The organism is Virgibacillus sp. M23, from assembly GCF_034190895.1.
Lineage (GTDB): Bacteria > Bacillota > Bacilli > Bacillales > Amphibacillaceae > Virgibacillus > Virgibacillus salarius.
In genome coordinates, this window is record NZ_JAWDHA010000073.1 from 1 (window position 1) to 20,715 (window position 20,715).

At 37.6% G+C, this 20,715-nt stretch carries 19 protein-coding genes; 8 read left to right on the forward strand and 11 right to left on the reverse strand.

Annotation, left to right across the window (positions count from 1 at the left end):
- Window positions 1-462: 462 nt before the first annotated feature.
- Entirely contained in the window at window positions 463-1,950 is a 1,488-nt protein-coding gene (locus RVS70_RS19150) for an alpha-amylase family glycosyl hydrolase (RefSeq protein WP_121604873.1), read from the reverse strand.
- Window positions 1,951-2,376: 426 nt separating this feature from the next.
- Window positions 2,377-2,736 (reverse strand): YisL family protein, encoded by a 360-nt coding sequence (locus RVS70_RS19155; RefSeq protein WP_026680623.1) that lies wholly within the window; start codon window positions 2,734-2,736, stop codon window positions 2,377-2,379.
- 161 nt (window positions 2,737-2,897) lie between these two features.
- Between RVS70_RS19155 and RVS70_RS19160 the strand changes: the two genes are divergently transcribed.
- A complete protein-coding gene (locus tag RVS70_RS19160) occupies window positions 2,898-4,094 on the forward strand; it encodes an ornithine--oxo-acid transaminase (protein WP_026680622.1) in 1,197 nt (398 codons plus the stop codon).
- Between the two features lie 258 nt (window positions 4,095-4,352).
- Here RVS70_RS19160 and RVS70_RS19165 read toward each other — a convergent pair whose 3' ends face one another.
- Both RVS70_RS19165 and RVS70_RS19170 read right to left on the reverse strand, forming a co-directional pair.
- Complete coding sequence (locus tag RVS70_RS19165) at window positions 4,353-4,913, reverse strand: GNAT family N-acetyltransferase (protein WP_026680621.1); 561 nt, start codon at window positions 4,911-4,913, stop codon at window positions 4,353-4,355.
- Window positions 4,914-4,927: 14 nt separating this feature from the next.
- A complete protein-coding gene (locus RVS70_RS19170; protein ID WP_026680620.1) occupies window positions 4,928-6,109 on the reverse strand; it encodes a DUF418 domain-containing protein in 1,182 nt (393 codons plus the stop codon).
- A gap of 118 nt (window positions 6,110-6,227) precedes the next feature.
- On the opposite strand from RVS70_RS19170, the gene RVS70_RS19175 reads away from it, so the two are divergent.
- The 6 genes from RVS70_RS19175 to RVS70_RS19200 all read left to right on the forward strand — a co-directional run bounded on the left by RVS70_RS19175 (window position 6,228) and on the right by RVS70_RS19200 (window position 8,153).
- The gene (locus RVS70_RS19175; RefSeq protein WP_026680619.1) at window positions 6,228-6,449 is read left to right on the forward strand and encodes a spore germination protein; all 222 of its coding nucleotides are present in this window, start codon (window positions 6,228-6,230) and stop codon (window positions 6,447-6,449) included.
- A gap of 2 nt (window positions 6,450-6,451) precedes the next feature.
- Window positions 6,452-6,652, forward strand: a complete 201-nt coding sequence (locus RVS70_RS19180; RefSeq protein ID WP_026680618.1) for a spore germination protein GerPB — start codon at window positions 6,452-6,454, stop codon at window positions 6,650-6,652.
- A 75-nt stretch (window positions 6,653-6,727) separates the two neighbouring features.
- Complete coding sequence (gene gerPC / locus RVS70_RS19185) at window positions 6,728-7,315, forward strand: spore germination protein GerPC (RefSeq protein WP_026680617.1); 588 nt, start codon at window positions 6,728-6,730, stop codon at window positions 7,313-7,315.
- The gene (locus RVS70_RS19190; RefSeq protein WP_026680616.1) at window positions 7,312-7,485 is read left to right on the forward strand and encodes a hypothetical protein; all 174 of its coding nucleotides are present in this window, start codon (window positions 7,312-7,314) and stop codon (window positions 7,483-7,485) included. Before gerPC ends, RVS70_RS19190 begins: the two co-directional genes overlap by 4 nt.
- A gap of 14 nt (window positions 7,486-7,499) precedes the next feature.
- Window positions 7,500-7,868, forward strand: a complete 369-nt coding sequence (locus tag RVS70_RS19195) for a spore germination protein GerPE (RefSeq protein WP_026680615.1) — start codon at window positions 7,500-7,502, stop codon at window positions 7,866-7,868.
- A 66-nt stretch (window positions 7,869-7,934) separates the two neighbouring features.
- Window positions 7,935-8,153, forward strand: a complete 219-nt coding sequence (locus tag RVS70_RS19200; protein WP_026680614.1) for a spore germination protein — start codon at window positions 7,935-7,937, stop codon at window positions 8,151-8,153.
- Between the two features lie 182 nt (window positions 8,154-8,335).
- Here RVS70_RS19200 and addA read toward each other — a convergent pair whose 3' ends face one another.
- The 4 genes from addA to RVS70_RS19220 form a co-directional block, all read right to left on the reverse strand.
- A complete protein-coding gene (addA, locus tag RVS70_RS19205) occupies window positions 8,336-12,061 on the reverse strand; it encodes a helicase-exonuclease AddAB subunit AddA (RefSeq protein WP_321134464.1) in 3,726 nt (1,241 codons plus the stop codon).
- Complete coding sequence (gene addB, locus RVS70_RS19210) at window positions 12,055-15,552, reverse strand: helicase-exonuclease AddAB subunit AddB (RefSeq protein WP_121604871.1); 3,498 nt, start codon at window positions 15,550-15,552, stop codon at window positions 12,055-12,057. The genes addA and addB overlap by 7 nt, the downstream gene beginning before the upstream one ends.
- A gap of 78 nt (window positions 15,553-15,630) precedes the next feature.
- Window positions 15,631-16,182 carry a signal peptidase I gene (gene lepB / locus RVS70_RS19215; protein WP_121604870.1) on the reverse strand — a complete coding sequence of 184 codons (552 nt, stop codon included), beginning with the start codon at window positions 16,180-16,182 and terminating at the stop codon, window positions 15,631-15,633.
- A 56-nt stretch (window positions 16,183-16,238) separates the two neighbouring features.
- Entirely contained in the window at window positions 16,239-16,895 is a 657-nt protein-coding gene (locus RVS70_RS19220) for a TVP38/TMEM64 family protein (RefSeq protein ID WP_121604869.1), read from the reverse strand.
- Window positions 16,896-17,104: 209 nt separating this feature from the next.
- On the opposite strand from RVS70_RS19220, the gene RVS70_RS19225 reads away from it, so the two are divergent.
- On the forward strand, window positions 17,105-17,488 hold the full coding sequence (locus tag RVS70_RS19225) for a hypothetical protein (protein ID WP_121604868.1): 384 nt from the start codon (window positions 17,105-17,107) through the stop codon (window positions 17,486-17,488).
- Here the strand turns inward: RVS70_RS19225 and RVS70_RS19230 are convergent.
- The 3 genes from RVS70_RS19230 to RVS70_RS19240 form a co-directional block, all read right to left on the reverse strand.
- The gene (locus RVS70_RS19230) at window positions 17,427-17,954 is read right to left on the reverse strand and encodes a competence protein ComK (protein WP_121604867.1); all 528 of its coding nucleotides are present in this window, start codon (window positions 17,952-17,954) and stop codon (window positions 17,427-17,429) included. The genes RVS70_RS19225 and RVS70_RS19230 overlap by 62 nt on opposite strands.
- 99 nt (window positions 17,955-18,053) lie before the next feature.
- Window positions 18,054-18,197, reverse strand: a complete 144-nt coding sequence (locus RVS70_RS19235; RefSeq protein WP_161629266.1) for a hypothetical protein — start codon at window positions 18,195-18,197, stop codon at window positions 18,054-18,056.
- Window positions 18,198-18,588: 391 nt separating this feature from the next.
- Window positions 18,589-20,124, reverse strand: a complete 1,536-nt coding sequence (locus RVS70_RS19240) for a fatty acid--CoA ligase family protein (RefSeq protein ID WP_026680609.1) — start codon at window positions 20,122-20,124, stop codon at window positions 18,589-18,591.
- Between the last annotated feature and the right edge of the window lie 591 nt (window positions 20,125-20,715).

Consider the following 20,715-nt stretch of genomic DNA (forward strand, 5'->3'; position numbering starts at 1 on the left):
TACGTAGACTCCTGCGGGATTAGCGCGAGCCGAAAATCCACTTTGCAACGTGTTCTTCTTTGCAAAGTTAGTTGAGGCCGTGCCCGCGGAAAGCGAAGCAATTAGTCGGAGCATTGCCAATATACATTAAACATTTCAAAATAACTACTTGGCTTAACACAGTCATTGCACTGATTTTATACTTTCTTAACTTAGAACAAAAGCGCAAGCGCCCGATTAGAAATGTAGCGACTGGAGCAAGTCAATCGATATAAAGGAATCTATGTGTGCTTGCGAGTCGTTGATAACTTATTGGGTGATTCGTGAAGTCGCCTCGTTTCTGGGCGCTGGGGCTGAACATGACTCAACACTCCATATTTATCCATGTGGGCATATTTTATAATTTCCTAGATAATTAAAAAGCTTGTAGAGAAAAATCACCCTACAAGCTTTTACGAATAACCACAAAACAAATCTCACTAGTTATTTACTTTTCCTTTGTTTTTGTTTACGACTGAGGATAATTACAGCGATAATAAATAATAAAAATACGCCAATAATAAACCCAATAAATAACCAATTATAGCCTGTATCATTTTCTACAGCGAACACTTCTGCTGTCTCTCTGGCTAAACCAATTTTGTATTCTCCCTTATCATTTTCCCGAACAGTATTATCACCAAGATATCCACGTAGCTGTTTTCCTGACTCTAAATCACTTATTGAAACCGCCCTAGAGTGTTCATCATTATTTATTGCAATATACATCGTCTCATCTTGATAGCTCCGTTTAAATACACTCATTGCTCCATCAGAGCCAACCATTTCGAAATCGCCATGCGTTAGAACAGGAAATTTATTACGTAACGATGAGATACGGTTATGAAATTCAGTCAAGTCTGGATCACCGCTATTAAATTTCACCATTTGCTGTGCTTCAGCTAAGCCTGACCCATACATTGGCAATTCGGATCCTTGATACAATACTGGTACACCAGGAATCGTATACATATAAGTTAATGCTAGTGACCATGTCGTAAGAGCGTTTCTTCCGTTCTCTGCTAAAGTCTGCGTGAACCGCTCCGTTGATTTATTATCTACAAATATCATAGACGCTTGATCAGTTTGTTGCCAAGCTCCATATATGTCAGAAACCGGCTTTCCTGCTTCGGCGAATACCTCTGTCATTCTATTATATAACGAGTAATTTTCGATAGCATCCAATAATTTATTTTCTTTTAAATGTGTTATATCTGTTTCAGGGTCGAGAATATCTGCTAGGATATAGAAATCATCGTCCTTTGCTTTAATATTCTTAGAAAGTGTATTCAGGAATTCTGAAGATGCTTGATCAGCCGCATGTAGCTTATAACCATCAATATCGGTTTCATCCATCCAATAATTAGCCACATTCAATAAGTAAGCTTGCACTTCTGGGTTGTTCTGATTAAGTTTTACTGTATTTTTAGACCAATTGGTTTGTGGCTTTTTATTCTCGATTACCCAATCCTTCTTTGCTGTATCCTGTGCAATGGGATGACTATCTGCAATATAATTGGTAACAAGCTCCATAACTACTTTTATGTTTCGTTTATGTGCCTCTTTAATTAGTGTATGTAGATCATCCATCGTACCAAATTGTTCCTCAACAGAATAAAAATCCTCAATCCAGTAACCATGATATCCGTCCGGTGCATTCGCCATAATGGGTGATAGCACCAGTGTTGTATAGCCTAATTCTTCAAAGAAATCGAGTTTGTCTATAATCCCCTTTAGGTCTCCTCCATGATATGCCATTGGATCATCTAAACGGACTTGTTTATCTCGTTCATGGTCCAGATTATTATAGCGATCCACGGTGATACTGTATAAAATCTCTTCGTTTATATTTGCACTTTCTGCTTGTATATCATTTGGCATCGCTACAAGAATAGCAAGGATAGCAAAAAAAATACTTAGGATACGTTTCATATAATTCCTCCATCTAGTAAAAGTACTCTTGTTCTATTATTGAGCTTTTATCGGAATAGTCAATATTAATCCTTACATTGTAAGAAATCATTCAAATTTTTAACCCTTGCCTCCATAGTCAGCTATAATGATAGCATAATAACCTGTTGTCGAGCTATGATAACCAACACGTTGTCAAAACAGAACAAAAGCGCAAGAGCCCGATTAGAAACGTAACGACTGAAGCGAGTCAACGGAGATAAAGGAATCACGGTGAGCTTGCGAGCCGATGATGACTTAGATTAGGGCGATTCGTGAAGACGCATCGTTTCTGGGCGTTGGAGCTGGACGTGACTTAATACGTATATTTATCCATAGGCTCAAATTTTGTAGTTTCCTAGGCTATAAAAAAAGATTGCCCCAAACATAAGGACAATCTTTCTATACTTATACAGACATAGGGAGTCTAAAGAATCCCAATGCAAGTACAATAATAACGGCAATCACAAATTGGATCCACAAACCTTTAAGTGGCTTCTGCTTTCTTAACTTCACAAGCATCATTTCCATCACAGCAATAATCCAAACTCCAGCAAGTCCCTTAATGATTGCTTCAGGTAGTAATGGACTGCCATTAAAATAATACGCAATTAAATCTCCACCGGTATAAAGTATAAACAAATAGTCTAATCGCAAAATCATTTGTGTAATTTTTGCAGGCTTTTCCTTACCTTGTTTTAACATCATGTAAGCTAGAGCAAATAAAATAAAACCAAGCGCCCATGCAGTAATATGCATATGTGTCATCTCTAAACTACCTCCTGTCCAAATTCAATGACTATCGCTATCATACCATGATCACTTTAATAAATCATATAAAAAAATCATGACAAATTTTCTGTATCTATTCAGCAAGAAAAACTGTTATACTATTTTTGTAGATTATTTTTAAAATTCGGAGGGATCATATGGTACAAACGAGTCAGGAAATAATTGATCAGACACAGGAATATGGTGCGAAAAACTATCATCCTCTACCTGTTGTTATTGCAAAGGCTGAAGGAGTTTGGGTAGAAGATCCAGAAGGAAACCGCTATATGGACATGCTGAGTGCTTATTCAGCAGTAAACCAAGGACATCGTCACCCCAAAATTATTGAAGCCTTAAAAAAACAAGCTGATGCTGTAACATTAACCTCAAGAGCTTTCCACAATGATCAGCTTGGACCTTGGTACGAAAAAATATGTAAACTAACTAATAAAGAAATGGCCCTGCCAATGAATACAGGGGCTGAAGCTGTTGAAACAGCGATCAAAGCAGCTAGAAGATGGGCTTATGATGTAAAAGGTGTTGCAGAAGATAAAGCAGAAATCATTGCTTGTGAAGGAAATTTTCATGGAAGAACAATGACTGCTGTATCCCTTTCTTCAGAAGCTGAATACAAACGTGGATTTGGACCAATGCTGCCAGGAATTAAAATCATTCCTTATGGTGACATTGATGCATTAAAAAATGCTATTACAGAGAACACAGCGGGCTTTTTATTTGAACCGATTCAAGGTGAAGCTGGAATTGTAATGCCTCCAGAAGGATTCTTAAAGGAAGCTTATGCTATATGTAAGGAAAATAAGGTTTTGTATATCGCTGATGAAATACAAGCCGGACTTGCACGTAGTGGAAAAATGTTCGCTTGTGATTGGGAAGATGTAACTCCAGATGTTCTAATTCTCGGAAAAGCCTTAGGAGGAGGCGTATTTCCAATCTCCTGTGTCGTCGCTAATAAAGATATCTTGGGTGTATTTAACCCTGGATCACACGGTTCAACCTTTGGTGGAAATCCACTAGCTTGTGCAGTTTCCACAGCATCTTTAGAAGTACTAGAGGAAGAAAATTTGGCAGAACGCTCGTTAGAGCTTGGGAGCTATATGATGGCTGAACTCAATACGATTGATAATCCCAAAATAAAAGAAGTACGTGGTAAAGGTCTATTTATTGGTATGGAGTTAACAGAGGCCGCTCGCCCGTATTGTGAAGCGTTAAAAGAAAAGGGATTACTATGTAAAGAAACTCATGACAATGTAATACGCTTTGCTCCTCCACTTATTATTGATAAAACAGATCTCGATTGGGCTATTAGTCATATCCGTGAAGTGTTTAACGGTTAAGTACGAATTTTTATAATGTATACAGAAAGGCTGTCCCATAAGTCAAGCTAGACTTGTGAACAGCCTTTTTAATAGCTTTATTGCAGACTACAGCAGTAATTCATAGCCACAGATGAAATAAATTACGTTTCTCACAATTCGTACAGGTAGAAAGGAGTTTCAGTCAAATCCATGATAGTTATGGAGATGTCTTCTTGAGTCATGAAAATGGAAAACGTAGAAAGTTTGCTGACTGCCCTAACTTTCTGTAGTTTATCATTAGCCTGCATCAAATTCATGATTTAAAATGGAATATAATTTTAAATCATAATGTATTCCGTTTACTTGCATGGCCATTCTCATTATTCCTTCAAAGGTCATTCCTACCTTTTCCATTACTCTTTCAGACGCAAGATTTTCTCGAAAACATCTTGCTTGGATACGTACTAAATTCATCTCTGTAAATCCATATGCTATCACTCTCATTGCAGCTTCTGTCATCATTCCTCTTCCCCAATAGTCTCTAGAAATGATATACGCTATTTCTGCCGTACGATGTTTTTTCTTCCATGATACAAAATTAATCGTTCCTATTAAATGATGTGTTTGTTTATCTTGAATTCCCCAGAAGACATAATTATTTCCTTTGTACTGATTTAATATTAGATTAAGAAATATATGGGTATCGGCCATCGATTGATGGGCATCCCAATTCACATATTTAGCTACTTCTTTATCGGAGCAATAAGCAAACATATCCGCAGCATCATCGATGGTAACCCTTCGTAATCGCATTCGCTCTGTTTCAAGTGTTGGAAAGTTATCTTTTGGAACTCGCATCACTTCTCCCCCATTCACCCTTGATTTTTCCTACGAAGATACTGTTTCTGATTATAGGTCAAGCTACGCCATATCCATTCTAATGGACCAAACCGAAAATGAATAAACCACCATTTACTATATATGATCTGTAAGAAATAAATGACAATAACCATAAGTACTCCAATTAATGGTGATATAGCTCCATATAGACCAAATCCAACCCCATAAAATAAGACAAAACATATGACAGATTGTGTAATATAATTGGTTAATGCCATTCTGCCTACATAAACTAATGGTTGGAGTATTGCAGCGCCCACCTTGGTTTGAGCTAACAGTGTAATCGATGTTAAATAAAATAGTGCTGAAAATGAGCCACCTATATTATCTTGAATCATCGAAAACCATGTCGGATTCCCAAACAAATAGGGAGCTAGCTTTAAGAGAATGAAGAGAATCAAGGAACTAAACCAAAGCCTTTTAATAATAGAATGATATTGCTTCGGTTTATGTAGCCAGCGTTTCCGTGCAATGTACATTCCAAATAGAAATAAAGGTAAAATGGTTGCAATCATTATGAAAAAAACAATTCCTCCATTACCATACATCCAATCTTGAAAGTTTTGATACCAAATGGCTTGAATAGTGGTACTTTGATAATTTTCAAGCGCTTGATTTATCATTACATCGTCATATTCATTAAGAAAATGCCTCGCATTATACAAAAATAGTGTTAACATACTAACACTTCCAACTAACAGAGTAACTCCCCAGCCAAGTAGCGTCCGATCTTTCACATCCAAGAATAAAAGTAAAAACAACCCAATTATTCCATACGACAATAAAATATCACCATGCCATATTAAAAACGCATGAATTATTCCAAATCCAATTAAAACCATGAGCCTGCGAATTAGAATCGGATAAAAGGCAATTCCTTTTACAAATAGCCCTTCCTTCATTAACTGAATGCCAAAGCCAAACAAAATTGAAAATAATGAATAGAAGCTTGCTTGAAAAAATATGTCGATAATACCTTGAACCGTATGATCCAAACTAGATGGCCACGCTACCCCTTCTCCTCCATACAAAAAATAAGGTGCACTGAAGGCGCCAATATTCACAATAAATATACCAAAAATAGCGAAGCCTCTAGCTGCATCAATCCAAACCAACCGATCTTTTTCACGAGTCGGTGTTGCCTTTATATCCATCATATACTCCCTTTCTGCTTCGTACCTCATATTATTCGATAAAAAACAAAACAATCCTGCTAAAGATCCTCAACAAAATAGAAGATTTTCATAAGCTAACAGTAAAGGAGGAGTCCAAATGCCAGCAAAAGTCGGAGCAGTCAAAGTAATTAATATATCTTCCTCCAGTATTTTTAATATTGGCGATGTGTATTCCATATCCCCAGACAGTACTGCCAAAACCTATGCTGGTGGAGGGTCTTTCAATACTGGAAGAGGTATTCGTGTAAACTTGGGGAATTCTAAAACCTATGTTTTTGATCCCGACAATTTTGATCAACCTATAATCTCGGAGGAATAAAGATGAATATCACTGTCCATCAATCCATTAGTATTTATATGATAAAAGTCGGTGCTATTACCAATTCTTCTGTATTGCAAATTGGAAGCACTGGCAGTCTACAAGCCCAATCCGATATATACAATACAGGCGGATTTACAGAAGCTGTTGAGGAGGCAGAAGCAATTAGTGAGACTACTCCTCTTGTACCTTTAGCCCCTTAATTCGCACATTTTTGTAGGTAATGCATAAACTAAGCATAGGCATTCGTCTACACTGTGCAAGGGGGGTTTATTTTCATGAACAATAATGATTGGTCAAAATATATTTATGATTTACATGAACATATGAAGCAGCAGGAGAATCTAATCCAAACATTAATGTCGAGAGTAAACCAATTGGAGGATAGTTTGCAAGCTGCTAAATCTAATAAGATTGAAAAGGTGGAATATCACTTCGACCAACTGAAGATTGAGCATTTAGACGGTACGCTTCATATCGGTTTATCCCCACAGGACTTAGCAAACCTTGAAGATACGGGTTTCCCAAACCAGCCTGACATACCAAATTATCAGCCACCACTTAAACAAACCTTACAATCAGAATTAGGAAATTATCTCCATGAAACCGGTCCCTCTATTATTCGTCAGCTCGCAAGAGAGCACAGTGTAAATTTAAACGATGGATATCCCTCCGTTCTTATACAAGATATAGAAAAACAGTTGCCTGGACGGATTGCCTTTCATGAAAATGAGGCAACACAAAATGGTAACCTTAAATCAAGAGAGGAATTGCATGCTTATATATCAGATAACATTAAAAGTGAAATTCAAAAATCGCTAGCTCATTTTATGCATACCAAAAAGAATAAAGGAGAATCATCATGAACATGGAAGTCCATAACTGGGGACTAAATGTTGAAAATGTTAATGTAGATAACGTATCTGCCTCATCCGTTTTTTTGATTGGGGACAACGATGAGATATGTCTTTCATCTTTTTTTGATACACCACCAGAGGCCTTTACTTTTGGAAATATTGTACCATTAGCCCCATAAGGAGAGAATAACTCGTGCAAAAACGAATCGCTCATGTATCCGATATGTTTACCAATTCTGTTTCCTTTAGTGGCGTTGTTTCAATTGGAGACACATTCAATGCCAATTTAAATTCCAAAGGGATTGCGGTACAAAAAGAGGGAGATTACTTCACAAAAGCAGATGAGGAATACTTTGAGGATTATCCGATTTTCACCAGAAAAGCAAACTGGCTGAAAGATGGGAAAACCGTAAATAAATCTACTTTTCATCACGACTGTTCTATTAATGTCCACCATGTTTCTTTAATTGGAGTTAGTAGTTCCTCCTTAATGCAAATCGGGAGCGTGGAAAATATAGCTGCAGATGCACGATTAAAGCATTTCCGAAAGCTCCAAGATTAAATAAGACACCAATCCTTGTTCCATCTCATAGACTGTTTTAAGAATACTATGATAGAAGGTGTTAGCATGCCCGCTATTGTTGGACCAGTAAAAATAATTAGTGTTGGCGGAGGTGTGGTTAACTTTGGTGATTCCTTTTATTTATCTCCAAAGGATACTGCAAAAACTAACGCTGGTTCTGGCTCACTTAATACAGGTGACTTCATCTGTACGAATAACGGCGTCAGTACAACCAATCCGTTTGACCCTGATTTAAACGATCAAAACATTACGGCAAACGCATAAACATTATGAAATAAGCTTGTGGAATCCTTAGTGGTTCTACAAGCTTATTATTGAGCCTTTGCTCCCACACTATATTTCGGCGGGAGTGTAAAGGATGGTTTCGTCTTTAAAAAGAGCCGTTTTAGTATGTCGCACCCCCTTGTACATAACAAAACAGAATTTTGCTTTACTCTACTATTAGCCTAGCTTTTTAATTCCTGTGGCACTTCAACAAGTTGATTTTTCGCAAAGAAATACAAATATGTTTCCTTTACAGGCTGTTTCCAAATCGTTTCAACAGCATATCGATAAAGCTTCATTTGCGTAAAATAACGGTGTAGCATTTTTTCCTTGACTTGCTCTGTCCATTCAGCATTAATGGCATCCGTTTTATAATCGATCATTATCCAACCATCTTCTTTTGGAATAAGACAATCGATTACCCCTTGTATTAGCACATTTTCTTCTGGTGCGTGCCATGTTGTATAAACTTCACTTGCTGGCAATGCAAGACTAAATGGTACCTCGCGATAGAATTTAGGTACACCCATGATAAATGCAGCAATCGGTGTATGATAAAATTGCTCAATTGCATGGATGTCAATCTGGCCTGCTTCTTGTCTTCCTATAATCTCTTTTTCTATCATTTTTTCAATTTCTTCCTCTATTTGCAAACCATTTAATACTCGTTTAATAGGTAAATGCTGCATGACTGTGTGCATTGCAGTTCCTTTTTCAGCTGAAATCATTGATTTTTCCTTTTGCATAAATACTGGTCGTTTAACAATCGGCTTTTGAAATGTAGCTACAAGCTGATCAGAACTATATTCATCCTTTATTTCCTGTTGCCTTTTAATTTCAGTTACTGTTTGTTTTGCCCTTGAGGTCGCAGCCTCTCGATAGGGATACGTAAATTGCAAACGTTGATCAACGATATATTTGAGTTCATTATCTGTTAAATCCAACGGCTTCCATTTAGAAATGTGCTCATATAATTGCACATCATTGTCCTTATTAGGTTCCGTATTATTGACCAGCTCACTTCCATGAATAATGGTCACATCCCAATGTGACGGATCATGCTCTATCGTTTCATTCGACATTTTTGAGGTATCGCCTAATCGTAACATTTCGCAGTCACGATGACGTAAGAGCGCTGGACCAACCCAATCCAGATAGGTTTTTGATTCGATGCGGAAGTACGAAGGAAGTACCCATTCATGATGCTCCCTTATTTTCTCCCATTTCTCTATTTTTTTCTCTAAAGATGGTACACTCCCTATCATGACAAGTTTTTCTTTTGCGCGAGTTAATGCAACATAAAGTACACGCATTTCCTCTGCGAGCTGCTCCCTCAATTTTTCACGCTTTAACGCTTGATAATACAGTGTTGGATAGCTAATTCGCTTAACTGGGTCGATGTATTTACTGGCAAAACCATAATCCTTATGCAATAAGTATTTCTGATTTAAATCCATCAAATTAAATTGTTTATCCATCCCCCCTAAAAGCACTACAGGGAATTCAAGTCCCTTACTTTTATGAATCGTCATAATACGTACAACGTCCTCTTGTTCACTCAGAGCCCTTGCTGCTCCAAGGTCATCCCCTCGTTCTTCCATTCGCTCGATAAAGCGTAGGAATCGAAATAATCCACGAAATGACGTTTTTTCATACGTTCGCGCTCGATCATAGAGAGCTCGGAGATTCGCCTGTCGTTGTCTGCCTCCTGGCATACCTCCAACAAAGTCGTAATACCCTGTTTCTCGAAAAATCTGCCAAATCAACTCAGATAAAGAACCTTGCCTAGATGCTAAACGGTATCTTTCCCGATTGTCAACAAAACGTTGAAGCCTTTTTGCAGTTTCATTTGTATGCTGCTTAACATAGTTTTTTAATGCATCATAAAACGAAAGATTCTTTCCTGCTAATCGAATTGCTGCCAATTCTTCTTCATTTAAACCAACTATTGGTGAACGTAATACTGACGCTAATGGGATGTCCTGTCTCGGATTATCAATCACTTTTAAAAGGCTAATCATTACCTTTATTTCAATTGCTTCAAAATAACCTGTTGATAATTCTGCATATACAGGAATACCTTGTTTTTTCAACTCATCTGTAATAGCCGGAGCCCATGTCATCGACCGAAGCAGAATGACAACATCCCGATATTGCATATCCCTTTGGGCGTTTGTTTCCTTATCAACCACTTGCAAAGGTGCTTGATCTGCTTGACCAATCCAATTTTTAATTTTTTTAGCATATACTCTAGCTTCAAGCTCTGCCTTTTCCAAATCTCGGAAGTCCACCTCCTCCATACTTTCTTCTTGTTCATCAATATGGCGATCTATAATTACCAACTCTGGATTTGGCTGACTATAAGGATATTCATCATACATTTTATTGCCATAAATTAGCTCCGCATTTTCATCATAGTTTATTTCACCAAGAGCTTCATCGATAATTTGTCGAAAGATATAATTCGTTCCAGTTAAAACTTGCTCTCTACTTCTAAAGTTTCTGGCTAAATCAATGCGTTTTCCCGAATTAGTATTAGCAGCAAATCGTTTATACTTACCAATAAACAAAGACGGCTCCGCATGTCGAAAACGGTAAATACTTTGCTTTACATCTCCTACCATAAATCGATTTCCCTTACCAATTTGATCACTTAATAAATGTAGAATGGTCTCTTGTACTAGGTTAGTATCCTGATATTCATCGATGAGTAATTCAGAAAATCGTCGTTGAAATCCAACTGCCACTTTTGATGGTGTTGGTGACTCGGTTGAATCATCTTCATTTAATAACTGTAAGCAATAATGTTCGAGGTCCGTGAAATCTACCATTGCTCGCTCCCGCTTCTCTTTTGTAAAGCGTTGTTTAAATTCCTTCACTAACTCCGTCAATTGTTTAATTACTGGCGCCATTTCACGCATATCTTCTAAATGACTAGCTAAATCTCTACTAAACCAGTCCTGCTTCATATCATTCCAACGTTTTTTATAGCTATTTCTTAGCTTTTGAACATGCTTTTTTTTCTCCTCATTTACTTCAACACGTTGACTCGATAGTTTTGAAAATGTGTAGTCTTTCATGAAATTATAAAGTTGATTCCAATCACCTTGAACTCGTTTAACTTCCTGCAACATAGCTATATCTTCTTCTATCGTATTCGCATACTGGTACGGTCCGTCATTTTCTTTTGTTATATTCATAGCAAGTAGCATTTCTTGCTGAATAGCTTCAAACTTCCCTTCCACCTCACGCTTAAGTATATTTAACCAATAAAGATCTATTTGCTCATCATTTTCTGATACATCATACGCATTTGCTAATTGATCTAGCCAGTGATCAGGCCAAGGATTCTGTACAGCAAACGAATAGAGAGAAAGGATTAAGTCTTCTACTTCAGCATCACTACGGTCACTCGAAAAACGATCTACGACTTGAAAAAATAATGCCTGGTCAGCGCCATCTGCACCATACCAATCCTCAAACAAATCATCCATTACCTCTTGTTTCATTAAATCTACTTCCATTTCATTAGCAATGCGAAATGAAGGATCAATATCTAATAAATATGCATATTGACGTACAACTTCAAGACAAAAGGAATGCAGTGTGGATATCGATGCCCGTTGTAGTAGGGATAATTGTTTCTTTAGATGTAGGGAAGATGGGTCTTCAGCCAAAGCCTTTTCAAGAGCTGCGCCAACTCGCTTACGCATTTCTTGGGCTGCAGCATTTGTAAAGGTTACTACGAGTAGAGAATCGATATCTACTGGGTTCTCTTTATTAAGGAGCTTCTGTATTATTCGTTCAACGAGTACAGCGGTCTTCCCTGAACCTGCTGCCGCTGCAACGAGTACATCGCTCCCACTGGTATATATTGCTTCCTCTTGTTCTTTTGTCCAGCTTACCATGAATCGCCCTCCTCCCTCTGAATACGGTTAAGGATATCTTCATCCTTTAAGTCGGTTAGCTTTCTGTAATCATTCGTTGCTATGGTTGAATCAAACTGACATACAGCATGGAATGGGCAATATGTACATGCAACTTGCTGCTTATGCTGATAAGGGTTTAAATCAACTCCCCCTGTAGTCATATCAATACCAGCTTTAGCCATAAGTCGATGCATATGATTTTGTAAACTAGCGAATGTTTGTTGATCTGCTATTTTGGAATAACTATAAAAGCCACCCTTTTTCTTTACACCTGCAGGAACAATTTGGCTAGCTCCAGAATCTAATGCAGTATCCATCCATTTCACAATTTCTTCGTCTGATAATAGTAATCCTTGCATTTTATATTTCTTAAACAATTCTTCCGCGATGGAGGCATCATCAAGTCTCCCTTTTCCTGTAATCATTGGATTATGGACATGGAAGTATAATACTCCTGCTGGTGTCGCTTGAACCCCTAGCCACTTTTCAGAGTGCGTTAACACCACATCTAAATACGTAAGCATTTGTAGAGCTAAACCATAATAAACTTCCATTAGGTTAAGTCCTTTGGCACTAGACTTATAATCTATAATTCGTAAAAATAGTTCATCATCCTTTATTGCTCTGTCGACACGATCAATTCTACCTCGTAGCATTAACTCAAAACCATTCTCCAACGTAATCGTTAATGGTGGCAGCTTCTGATTTTTACCAAAACCTAATTCTAACCCAACTGGAGAGAAATTACTTTGTCTTGCCTGCTCACTTAATACAAAAGCCGCTCGTGCGATAACTTCTTCCAGCTTTTGTTGAATGTATTTATAACGGTTAGAACTGTGTAGAATCTGATGCTGTAGTACTGGCGCTAAATGGCTTACAGCCTTAGACGCATAATTAGCTGCATCAGACTGGTTCAAGTGTGAAAAATCTCTACCTTCGCTTTGAACCCATTCTGTAATGGTTTTTAACGCTTCATGGAATAATTGCCCAATGTCTGGTGCATCTAACTTGTATGTTCTACGCTCTTCAAGTCCTAAACTGTATTTTGCAAAGTGCTGGTATGAACATCGATAATATGTCTCTAATCGAGAAACACTCGCCTTTACCTGTTTTGGATAAAGCTGTTCGATGGTTTCACTAGACAAGTCGGTAGGTTTATTTTGATAGAATAAACTTTGTAAAATTCGATACGTCGTATGATACTTCTTGTGATGCTCCATATACCAATTCAGTACATACCACCATATGCTCCTAACAGGGTAGCCTTTTTGATATCTAGCTAACTGAGCTGTTAAAGCAGCTCTTGTCTTCGTTGGTGTCGTTATAAATCGACCTGCATCTAATAATTCATCAGGATCCTGCAAAACCAAGTGGTCACTGGAGCTTGGAAATAGATCCTCCATACGCTTAATCAGCTGTGAAGGCATCTTTGCCTTTCCTTCATCATCACTTAAAGGATAACTAATCCACAATCTGTCTCTAGCTACCGTAAATGCTATATACATATAGAACCAATCATCAAGTAATTGGCGCTTGCTACTTTCTGCTAGCTTTAATCCATGACCAGCCAGCATTTCTCTTTCCTGTTCATTTATCAATCCATCAGTTGGTGGTTTCATTGGCCAAACGCCTTCATTTACACCGAGAAGGAAACCACATTTTATTCCACTGATTCGAGAACGATCGATAGAACCAACTATGACATGGTCCATACTTGGCGGAACATGAGCAAACGTTAACGTCTCGAAACCAGCTTCTAATGTTTTTCGAAACGTAGTTAGTGACATTTCCTCTTCTCCAGCCATCTCAACGATTTCATCAAACAATTGAATGACAGCATCCCATACCTGCTCTTGTTCCCTTCCTTTTTCAAGCTCTCCAACATTATCATAATCCGTACGTATTTCCTCTAATCGAACGGGAACTTGTAATTCCTCTAGTAATAAATAAATGGTTTCACATTTTTCCTGAACGGTTGAAGCGTCTCTCATTTGCGTATCGAAGTTTCCTAATGCCTGCGCCACTTGGTTACGATAATGATTTATTCTTGCTTGTGTATCTCTTTCCATATCTGTTTGCGCCATTTGGTCAAATCCTCGAAATCTTTGAAACACCCACTCTTCTTCTCCTAGCCAGCGCTCTCTTGATCTAATTCCATACTCTAGTACATAATTTTCTAATTCATCTATTGCGTCAGGGTTTAGCGGATATTCCTTATTTAAACTTGGAATAAAACCAGTTTTGAGTACGCGAAAAACAGCATCATATCGCCAATTTCCTTCTACCATATCTAATAAAGAACGAATCAATTCAATTAGCGCATGATTCTGCATGGTTCTTTTTTCATCAATAAAAACTGGAATGTCATAATCATTAAAGAGCGTTGCAATTAAATCATGGTACGTATCGGTTTGCCGAATAAACAGCGCAATATCACGATAACGATAGCCCTCTTCCCTAACAAGTCGAACAATCTCTTGAGCTGCTCCTTCTACTTCTGCTCGGGGATGGACTGCTTCTGCAATTTGCAGTGGAACTTGCCCATCATAGTGAGGGACAGGTCGGACATCAAAATTTTTTTCCAAATGTGCAAAGTAAGGCCGATCTCGAAATCTTCCATATTCAGGGTCAAGTTCAACGGTCTCTTCTATCATTACGTCATTCATTTCCGCAGTTTGCTTAAGTGCTTGGTAGGTTTCCGTTGTCTGGTAAAATAAATCCAATTCAGACACAGCGTCCCCCTCTGGCTGCTCCACAGTTAACGCGACAGTTACACGTTTGCATTTTTTCATAAGTGCTTCTACTACCATCATTTCTTTTGGTGTAAACCGATGAAACCCATCAACATATATCTCTGCTTCATGTAATAATTGCGACTCTTTAATCTTATCAGCAAGTAATTGCAGTTGATCCTCGCCATCTATATATTTATCTTGCAAAGCAAATAGTAATTTTTCATAGATATATACTAAATCCTCAAGCTTATTCGCTAACGCCTCTTCCCCAGGCTCCTTATGTACGTATTGACCAATTTGTTCAATTTGCGCATGCAATAGCTCTGGTGTAATGGTATATCGCTTAAACTCCGTTATCATTGTTTCTAATTGATGTAAAAAACCTTGTTTTTCCATTGCTTTTTGGAAAACATGCCACTCATCTTGTTTTTCTTCTATAATTTTGCGTAGCATCATTTGAATACCAACCGTACTAATAAACTGCTTCGTCCCGCCTCCTGTTTCCTGCAGCACCCTCCAAGCCAGCCTTGAAAAGCTTGCTACTTGAGCACGAATACTCCCGCGAATATCTTTATCATTAAACAGTGTATACTCCTGTTGAAATGTCATTTGATCTGGAACGATATAGAATATAGGTGGGCCTTGTGGTTCCTGAATTAATTTGGCTTTCATCTCATCCAATGAACGGCCGCTTTTCCCCGTTCCTGCTCGTCCAGTAATAAAACGGAGTCCCATAATGTTTCCCCCATTTCCTTCTCCAATTTAAAAAGCTCTCATCCTTTTATTTTACCAAAGATGAGAGCTACTACATAACTATTTGCCAAGGCTTAAACTCGCTTGAGAAAGCGGCCAATATTTCACATCTACTTTCCCTACAAGCTGTGTTTGTGAAATAAACCCAAACGATCTGCTGTCCAGACTATTATCACGATTATCGCCCATTACAAATAGTTTTCCTTCTGGAACCTCTGTTTTACCCGTAATTTCTTCTAAGGTAAAGTTTTCGGTGTATGGTTTTCCATTACTTGCCTGAACGAACTCACTTAAAAATCGTTCTTCTACATATTTTCCATTTATATATAAGTTATCGTCCTTATATTTTATTTCATCCCCAGGAACACCTATTACACGTTTTACATAGTCCTCCTGTTTATTAGCGTGAAACACGATGACATCAAAACGATCCACATCCGTTAGATCGTAGACGACTTTATTAACCATTAATAAGTTACCATCGTTTAATGTTGGCTGCATGGATTCTCCGTCTACAACATAACTAGCAAAAATCACAGAACGGAATACCATCGCAACTATGATCCCAAGCAATACAAGTGGAATCACTTTTCGATATTTTATTTTTTTCATGCCAAACCTTCCTCCAGAGTATGTTCTCTTTACATCATACCCTGGAGGACAGTGTCTTAACCCTTTTCAGAGCCTATTTCATCATTTTCAAGCGCCTTTTTCTGCAAACGCTTCTCGATATACTTACCAATAATCCAAAAAAGGACGATGCAACCTCCAACAATTATAGTCTTCACCGGATTTTTAGCAAATTCCATAATACTTGAGCCTACATAAGCAATGGAAAAGATCATCACCGATTTCCCCATAATTACAGCAAGAATAAACTGTTGCTTACTAATTTTCGACAAGCCTGAAACAACATTGATGACAGAGGATGGTGAAAAAGGAAAACACATTAATAAGAAAAGTGGTCCAAATCCATGTCGCTCCAACCAGGTTGTCACTTTCTTTACTTGTTTATTCCCTCGAATCGTTTTAAAAATTCGTTTATTACCAAGCTTGCGAATGACTAAAAATACTAAGACAGCGCCCAGTGCTGACCCTGCCCATGATAATAAAAAGCCTTCAAGCAACCCATATGCCGCTGCATTGGCAAATACAAATACAACCAATGGAAGAAAAGGGAGAAACGCTTCAATGAATGGCAACAATATCCCTGGTAGTGGCCCTAAATTCTCGTAATTATGAAGCAAGTGCATAATATATTCATCGAAATTGTCATTTTCAATCATTGTTTTCCAATCCGAAAGTTGGATGTCTAATAAATACATGTAGTAAAATCTCCTCAATATGTAAATGTCACTTTATCCTATTTTTAAGTCTATCTATTTTTATTTTAATGTAAACATCTAATTATGCATAGTCATATCCTTAATTTGCCACTTTCTTTTCATTTCTAATAGTTACCATTGATTAGTTTATTAATTTTTGCATATACTATGAACAAGAACAAACGTTCTTGTCAAGGAGGGAGATTGTCATGCGCTATCTAAACGAAGAAGAATTAACGATTGCTTCTCGCTTTCTGTTCCTATCGATGGCCATGGTCGTTATACAACAAGACATGCAACATTTCCAAAAAGGAGCGTTTAAAATCACAGAGCATTATATGGGACTTTTGAAAAGAATGGAGGCAGAAGCAGTCAATGAACGCAGAGTGTTACGAAGTACTATGCTTCATAAACAAATAAAGGTCGTTACATTAGAAAAAAATGATTCATTTTCTTCGTATTTATTCCTCTGCCGAGGTCGTGAGGAAAAACGGAATTATTTTAACCCTGCTATTCGAAAAAAAGTCCTAACTATTCTTGAGGAATTAATGGAAAAGGGGCAGTCCGATCAATATGCTTCTGCAAAAACCTAATACGATTATCTAAAAGATAGCGAAACTGCGCAGTTCGTTGAACCTGATTTAGCGCAGAACCATAGGAGATATCAAGAAATACACGCTTGCCATTCTTAAACAGGATTTCTGTACCATAATTAGCTGCTTTAAGAACTTGATCAATATGGGAGTGTGCAATCCATGAACATTTGGAGCTTGAAGGGGATGTAGTCGGGAAGAAATACATGCCACTAATTGGATCAATTGTGATTGGTGCTTTATGTGTAATTCCACAGATATCTTTGGTACCCTCTTGTCGACCTTTTAAACTTGCACCAAAAAACTTACAAGCATGATCGACAATTTTGCTAGGAGAAAAGCTGACTGGATATTCAGCTTCTTCTTCTAATACCATAGTAATGGGGTTATCTTTGGAATCACGTTGGGCAACAAGAGCAACAGTCAGTGGGGTGATTTCTGGTGTAGATGTATACAAATTCAACATTAAAATGCTCATCCTTTCCGAAGAAAAGAAAGTGGCTTATATATTAATTTATCAAAATTATAGAGAAAATGGAAGATAAAAACAATATCTTCACAAAATTCAACGATTGTTTTCTGCATCACCCTCATGTTTTAATTCATAATGCGATGGAGTGGTTTGCTCCTGTTTCTGAGATACATCAAACTCAGGATTTAACCATGTAAAAGTAGCAAGCTCCTTCTCTTCATCTTCGTATAAGTTCATCCCTTATCACCTCTTATCTCTATTCTCTCTCAATTTATACACAACCATACATTATTTGTTCAGTCTTATCCCACAACAAAAAAGAGGCTGGGACAAAACACAACTTCTTTACTCAAAATACGAATAATCATATTATCAATAGGAGTATCATCGCCGCACCGTGAAACTATATTCGTTTTCCGCGGGCACGGCCTCAGCTAACTTTGGTAAAGAAAAACACGTTAATACGTGGATCTTCGGACGCGTGCTGTTACCGCCGGAGTCTCGCTTATTTCAGGTGCTAAATGAATGATTCTGATCAAAAAACGAACGATAATTAATCAAAAATAATCATCGTTCGTTTTCGTTTTTAATTGTTTCTTCATTCTCTTGTCCCAGCCATTTTTTCTTCTCAATTTCGTGTATGCGATCTTAAATTTTTTCGTAATATCTTTCCTGTCGTATTTTTAGGTAATTCCTCAAGAAATTCAACAGTGGAAGGAATTTTATATTTTACTAGATAGGTAGCACAGTATTCCAATAACTCGTCCTCTGTTATAGAAGAATCATTAACCACAACGAAGCTGCATACAGCCTCTCCAGTTTGACTATCGGGAACACCGATAACAGCAACCTCGGAAACACCTGGATGGGCGTATAAAACCTCTTCCACTTCTCTTGGATATACATTATACCCACCCACAAGAATCATGTCTTTTTTCCTATCAACGATATAGAAGTACCCTTCATCATCCATTCGAGCCATATCTCCTGTATAAAGCCAACCATCCTTTAAAGCAATTGCCGATTCTTCCGGCATTTTATAATAGCCTAGCATAACGTTTGGTCCACGAACAACAAGTTCGCCTACTTCTCCCACCTGTACTTCTTCGCCAAACTCATCAACTACTTTGTTTTCCACGTGAAGGATACTTCTACCAATAGATCCTGGTTTGCGCGGACGATCCAATGGGTTAAAACAAGTTACTGGTGAGGCCTCAGATAACCCGTACCCTTCTGAAACCTTCACATGGAAGATCTCCTCAAAGGACTTTAAAAGAGCCACAGGCATAGATGCGCCGCCAGAAATACATAAACGAATCGTAGAAAAATGATCTACCATCTCTTTCCCACTTCGTACCAAGTAATTATACATTGTAGGTACACCAGCGAAAATCGTGGCTTGATATTGTTTACTAACTTGAAACACATCCGTAGGTGAAAATTTAGGCAAAATCAGTACTGTTCCACCATTCATTAATGGAGCGTTCAACGAAACCGTTAAACAAAAAACGTGAAACATAGGTAATGCAGCAATCACACGGTCTTGATTATTTATTGTTAAATAATCTGCTGTATCTTTTGCATTAGAATATAAGTTTTTATGTGAGAGCATCGCTCCCTTAGGTGTTCCTGTCGTTCCAGAGGTATATAGGATAATAGCCAAATCCTCTTGATCCAAAGAAGGGTCTATAAAGCTTGTTTCTCCAAGAGCTAAAATTTCAGTAAATGCTTTTGTTTTTTCTTGAAGAAAGAGTGGTGATGATACGTTTTTCTCGGAGTCGCAGACTATGTAATGATTAATCGCAGGTAATTGATCATCGATTGCATGAAACTTTTCCAATAATACATCCATTGTAATAACAGCCTTGACATCTCCATTCTTCACTATATATGTCATTTCACTTGATGTATATAAAGGATTAATTGGAATAATAACTAGACCAAGTCGTAACGCGCCATACAGACCAATGACATAATAAGGACTATTACCAACAACTAAGGCAACATGATCTCCTTTCTTGTATCCTAAGGATGCTAGGCCAGAGGCAAATAGCGAAACAGCATGATTCAGTTCAAAATAAGACGTTTCTTTATGTTGAAACACATATGCCGTCTTGTCAGGATACTTTTTTGCAGTAACAGCTAATTGTTCACTTAAATTCACTGCTAATCCTCCTCATGCATAATGAATGAATAATCATTCATTATGCAGCATTTTTTAATAGAAGAATACTTCCCATTACTTTGGCTATTCCTCTATCTTCAAAAACATATGAATTATTTTACTATTTTAGTATAAATTACGATTTTTATCATTTCAAGTGCAAGCGTTAACAAATTGTGAGAAATTCAAATTCTATTCCTTCACAGTAAGGAGATCACTGTGTTAAAAGCAAATTAGGCCAAAAAAAAGACATCCTTAGTTGGATTTCTTTTTTTCTCTATAAAACGAATAGACAAAGTAGATAGATAGTAATGGAGCCGTCGCCCCTGCGGAAGCAGCAACTGCTGAAGATCCCGCTAGGAGCGAGTTTGATTCCTGTAAAAGCTGCAGCTGTCCGTGAAAAGATGACGGCTCTAATTGAACTTCTAAAAAGCCCTAGGCTTAACAATTATCTTCATTTAATAGAGTTAATTTCATAATATAGAGCCCTTGGGGCTCAAGACTTTAAAGACATAAAAATTAGAGCACCTCCCCAAATCCTGTATAATGTTAGTTACCACACAAACATAAACAGAGAGGTGAGATGCCCCC

Coding starts and splice junctions, on each gene's coding strand:
- RVS70_RS19200 (WP_026680614.1), top strand. CDS start 7,935: ATGCCCGCTATTGTTGGACCAGTAAAAATAATTAGTGTTGGCGGAGGT.
- RVS70_RS19160 (WP_026680622.1), top strand. CDS start 2,898: ATGGTACAAACGAGTCAGGAAATAATTGATCAGACACAGGAATATGGT.
- RVS70_RS19235 (WP_161629266.1), bottom strand. CDS start 18,197: ATGAACTTATACGAAGATGAAGAGAAGGAGCTTGCTACTTTTACATGG.
- gerPC (WP_026680617.1), top strand. CDS start 6,728: ATGAACAATAATGATTGGTCAAAATATATTTATGATTTACATGAACAT.
- RVS70_RS19155 (WP_026680623.1), bottom strand. CDS start 2,736: ATGACACATATGCATATTACTGCATGGGCGCTTGGTTTTATTTTATTT.
- RVS70_RS19175 (WP_026680619.1), top strand. CDS start 6,228: ATGCCAGCAAAAGTCGGAGCAGTCAAAGTAATTAATATATCTTCCTCC.
- RVS70_RS19180 (WP_026680618.1), top strand. CDS start 6,452: ATGAATATCACTGTCCATCAATCCATTAGTATTTATATGATAAAAGTC.
- RVS70_RS19150 (WP_121604873.1), bottom strand. CDS start 1,950: ATGAAACGTATCCTAAGTATTTTTTTTGCTATCCTTGCTATTCTTGTA.
- lepB (WP_121604870.1), bottom strand. CDS start 16,182: ATGAAAAAAATAAAATATCGAAAAGTGATTCCACTTGTATTGCTTGGG.
- RVS70_RS19190 (WP_026680616.1), top strand. CDS start 7,312: ATGAACATGGAAGTCCATAACTGGGGACTAAATGTTGAAAATGTTAAT.
- RVS70_RS19225 (WP_121604868.1), top strand. CDS start 17,105: ATGCGCTATCTAAACGAAGAAGAATTAACGATTGCTTCTCGCTTTCTG.
- RVS70_RS19220 (WP_121604869.1), bottom strand. CDS start 16,895: ATGTATTTATTAGACATCCAACTTTCGGATTGGAAAACAATGATTGAA.
- addB (WP_121604871.1), bottom strand. CDS start 15,552: ATGGGACTCCGTTTTATTACTGGACGAGCAGGAACGGGGAAAAGCGGC.
- RVS70_RS19170 (WP_026680620.1), bottom strand. CDS start 6,109: ATGGATATAAAGGCAACACCGACTCGTGAAAAAGATCGGTTGGTTTGG.
- RVS70_RS19230 (WP_121604867.1), bottom strand. CDS start 17,954: ATGTTGAATTTGTATACATCTACACCAGAAATCACCCCACTGACTGTT.
- addA (WP_321134464.1), bottom strand. CDS start 12,061: ATGGTAAGCTGGACAAAAGAACAAGAGGAAGCAATATATACCAGTGGG.
- RVS70_RS19165 (WP_026680621.1), bottom strand. CDS start 4,913: ATGCGAGTTCCAAAAGATAACTTTCCAACACTTGAAACAGAGCGAATG.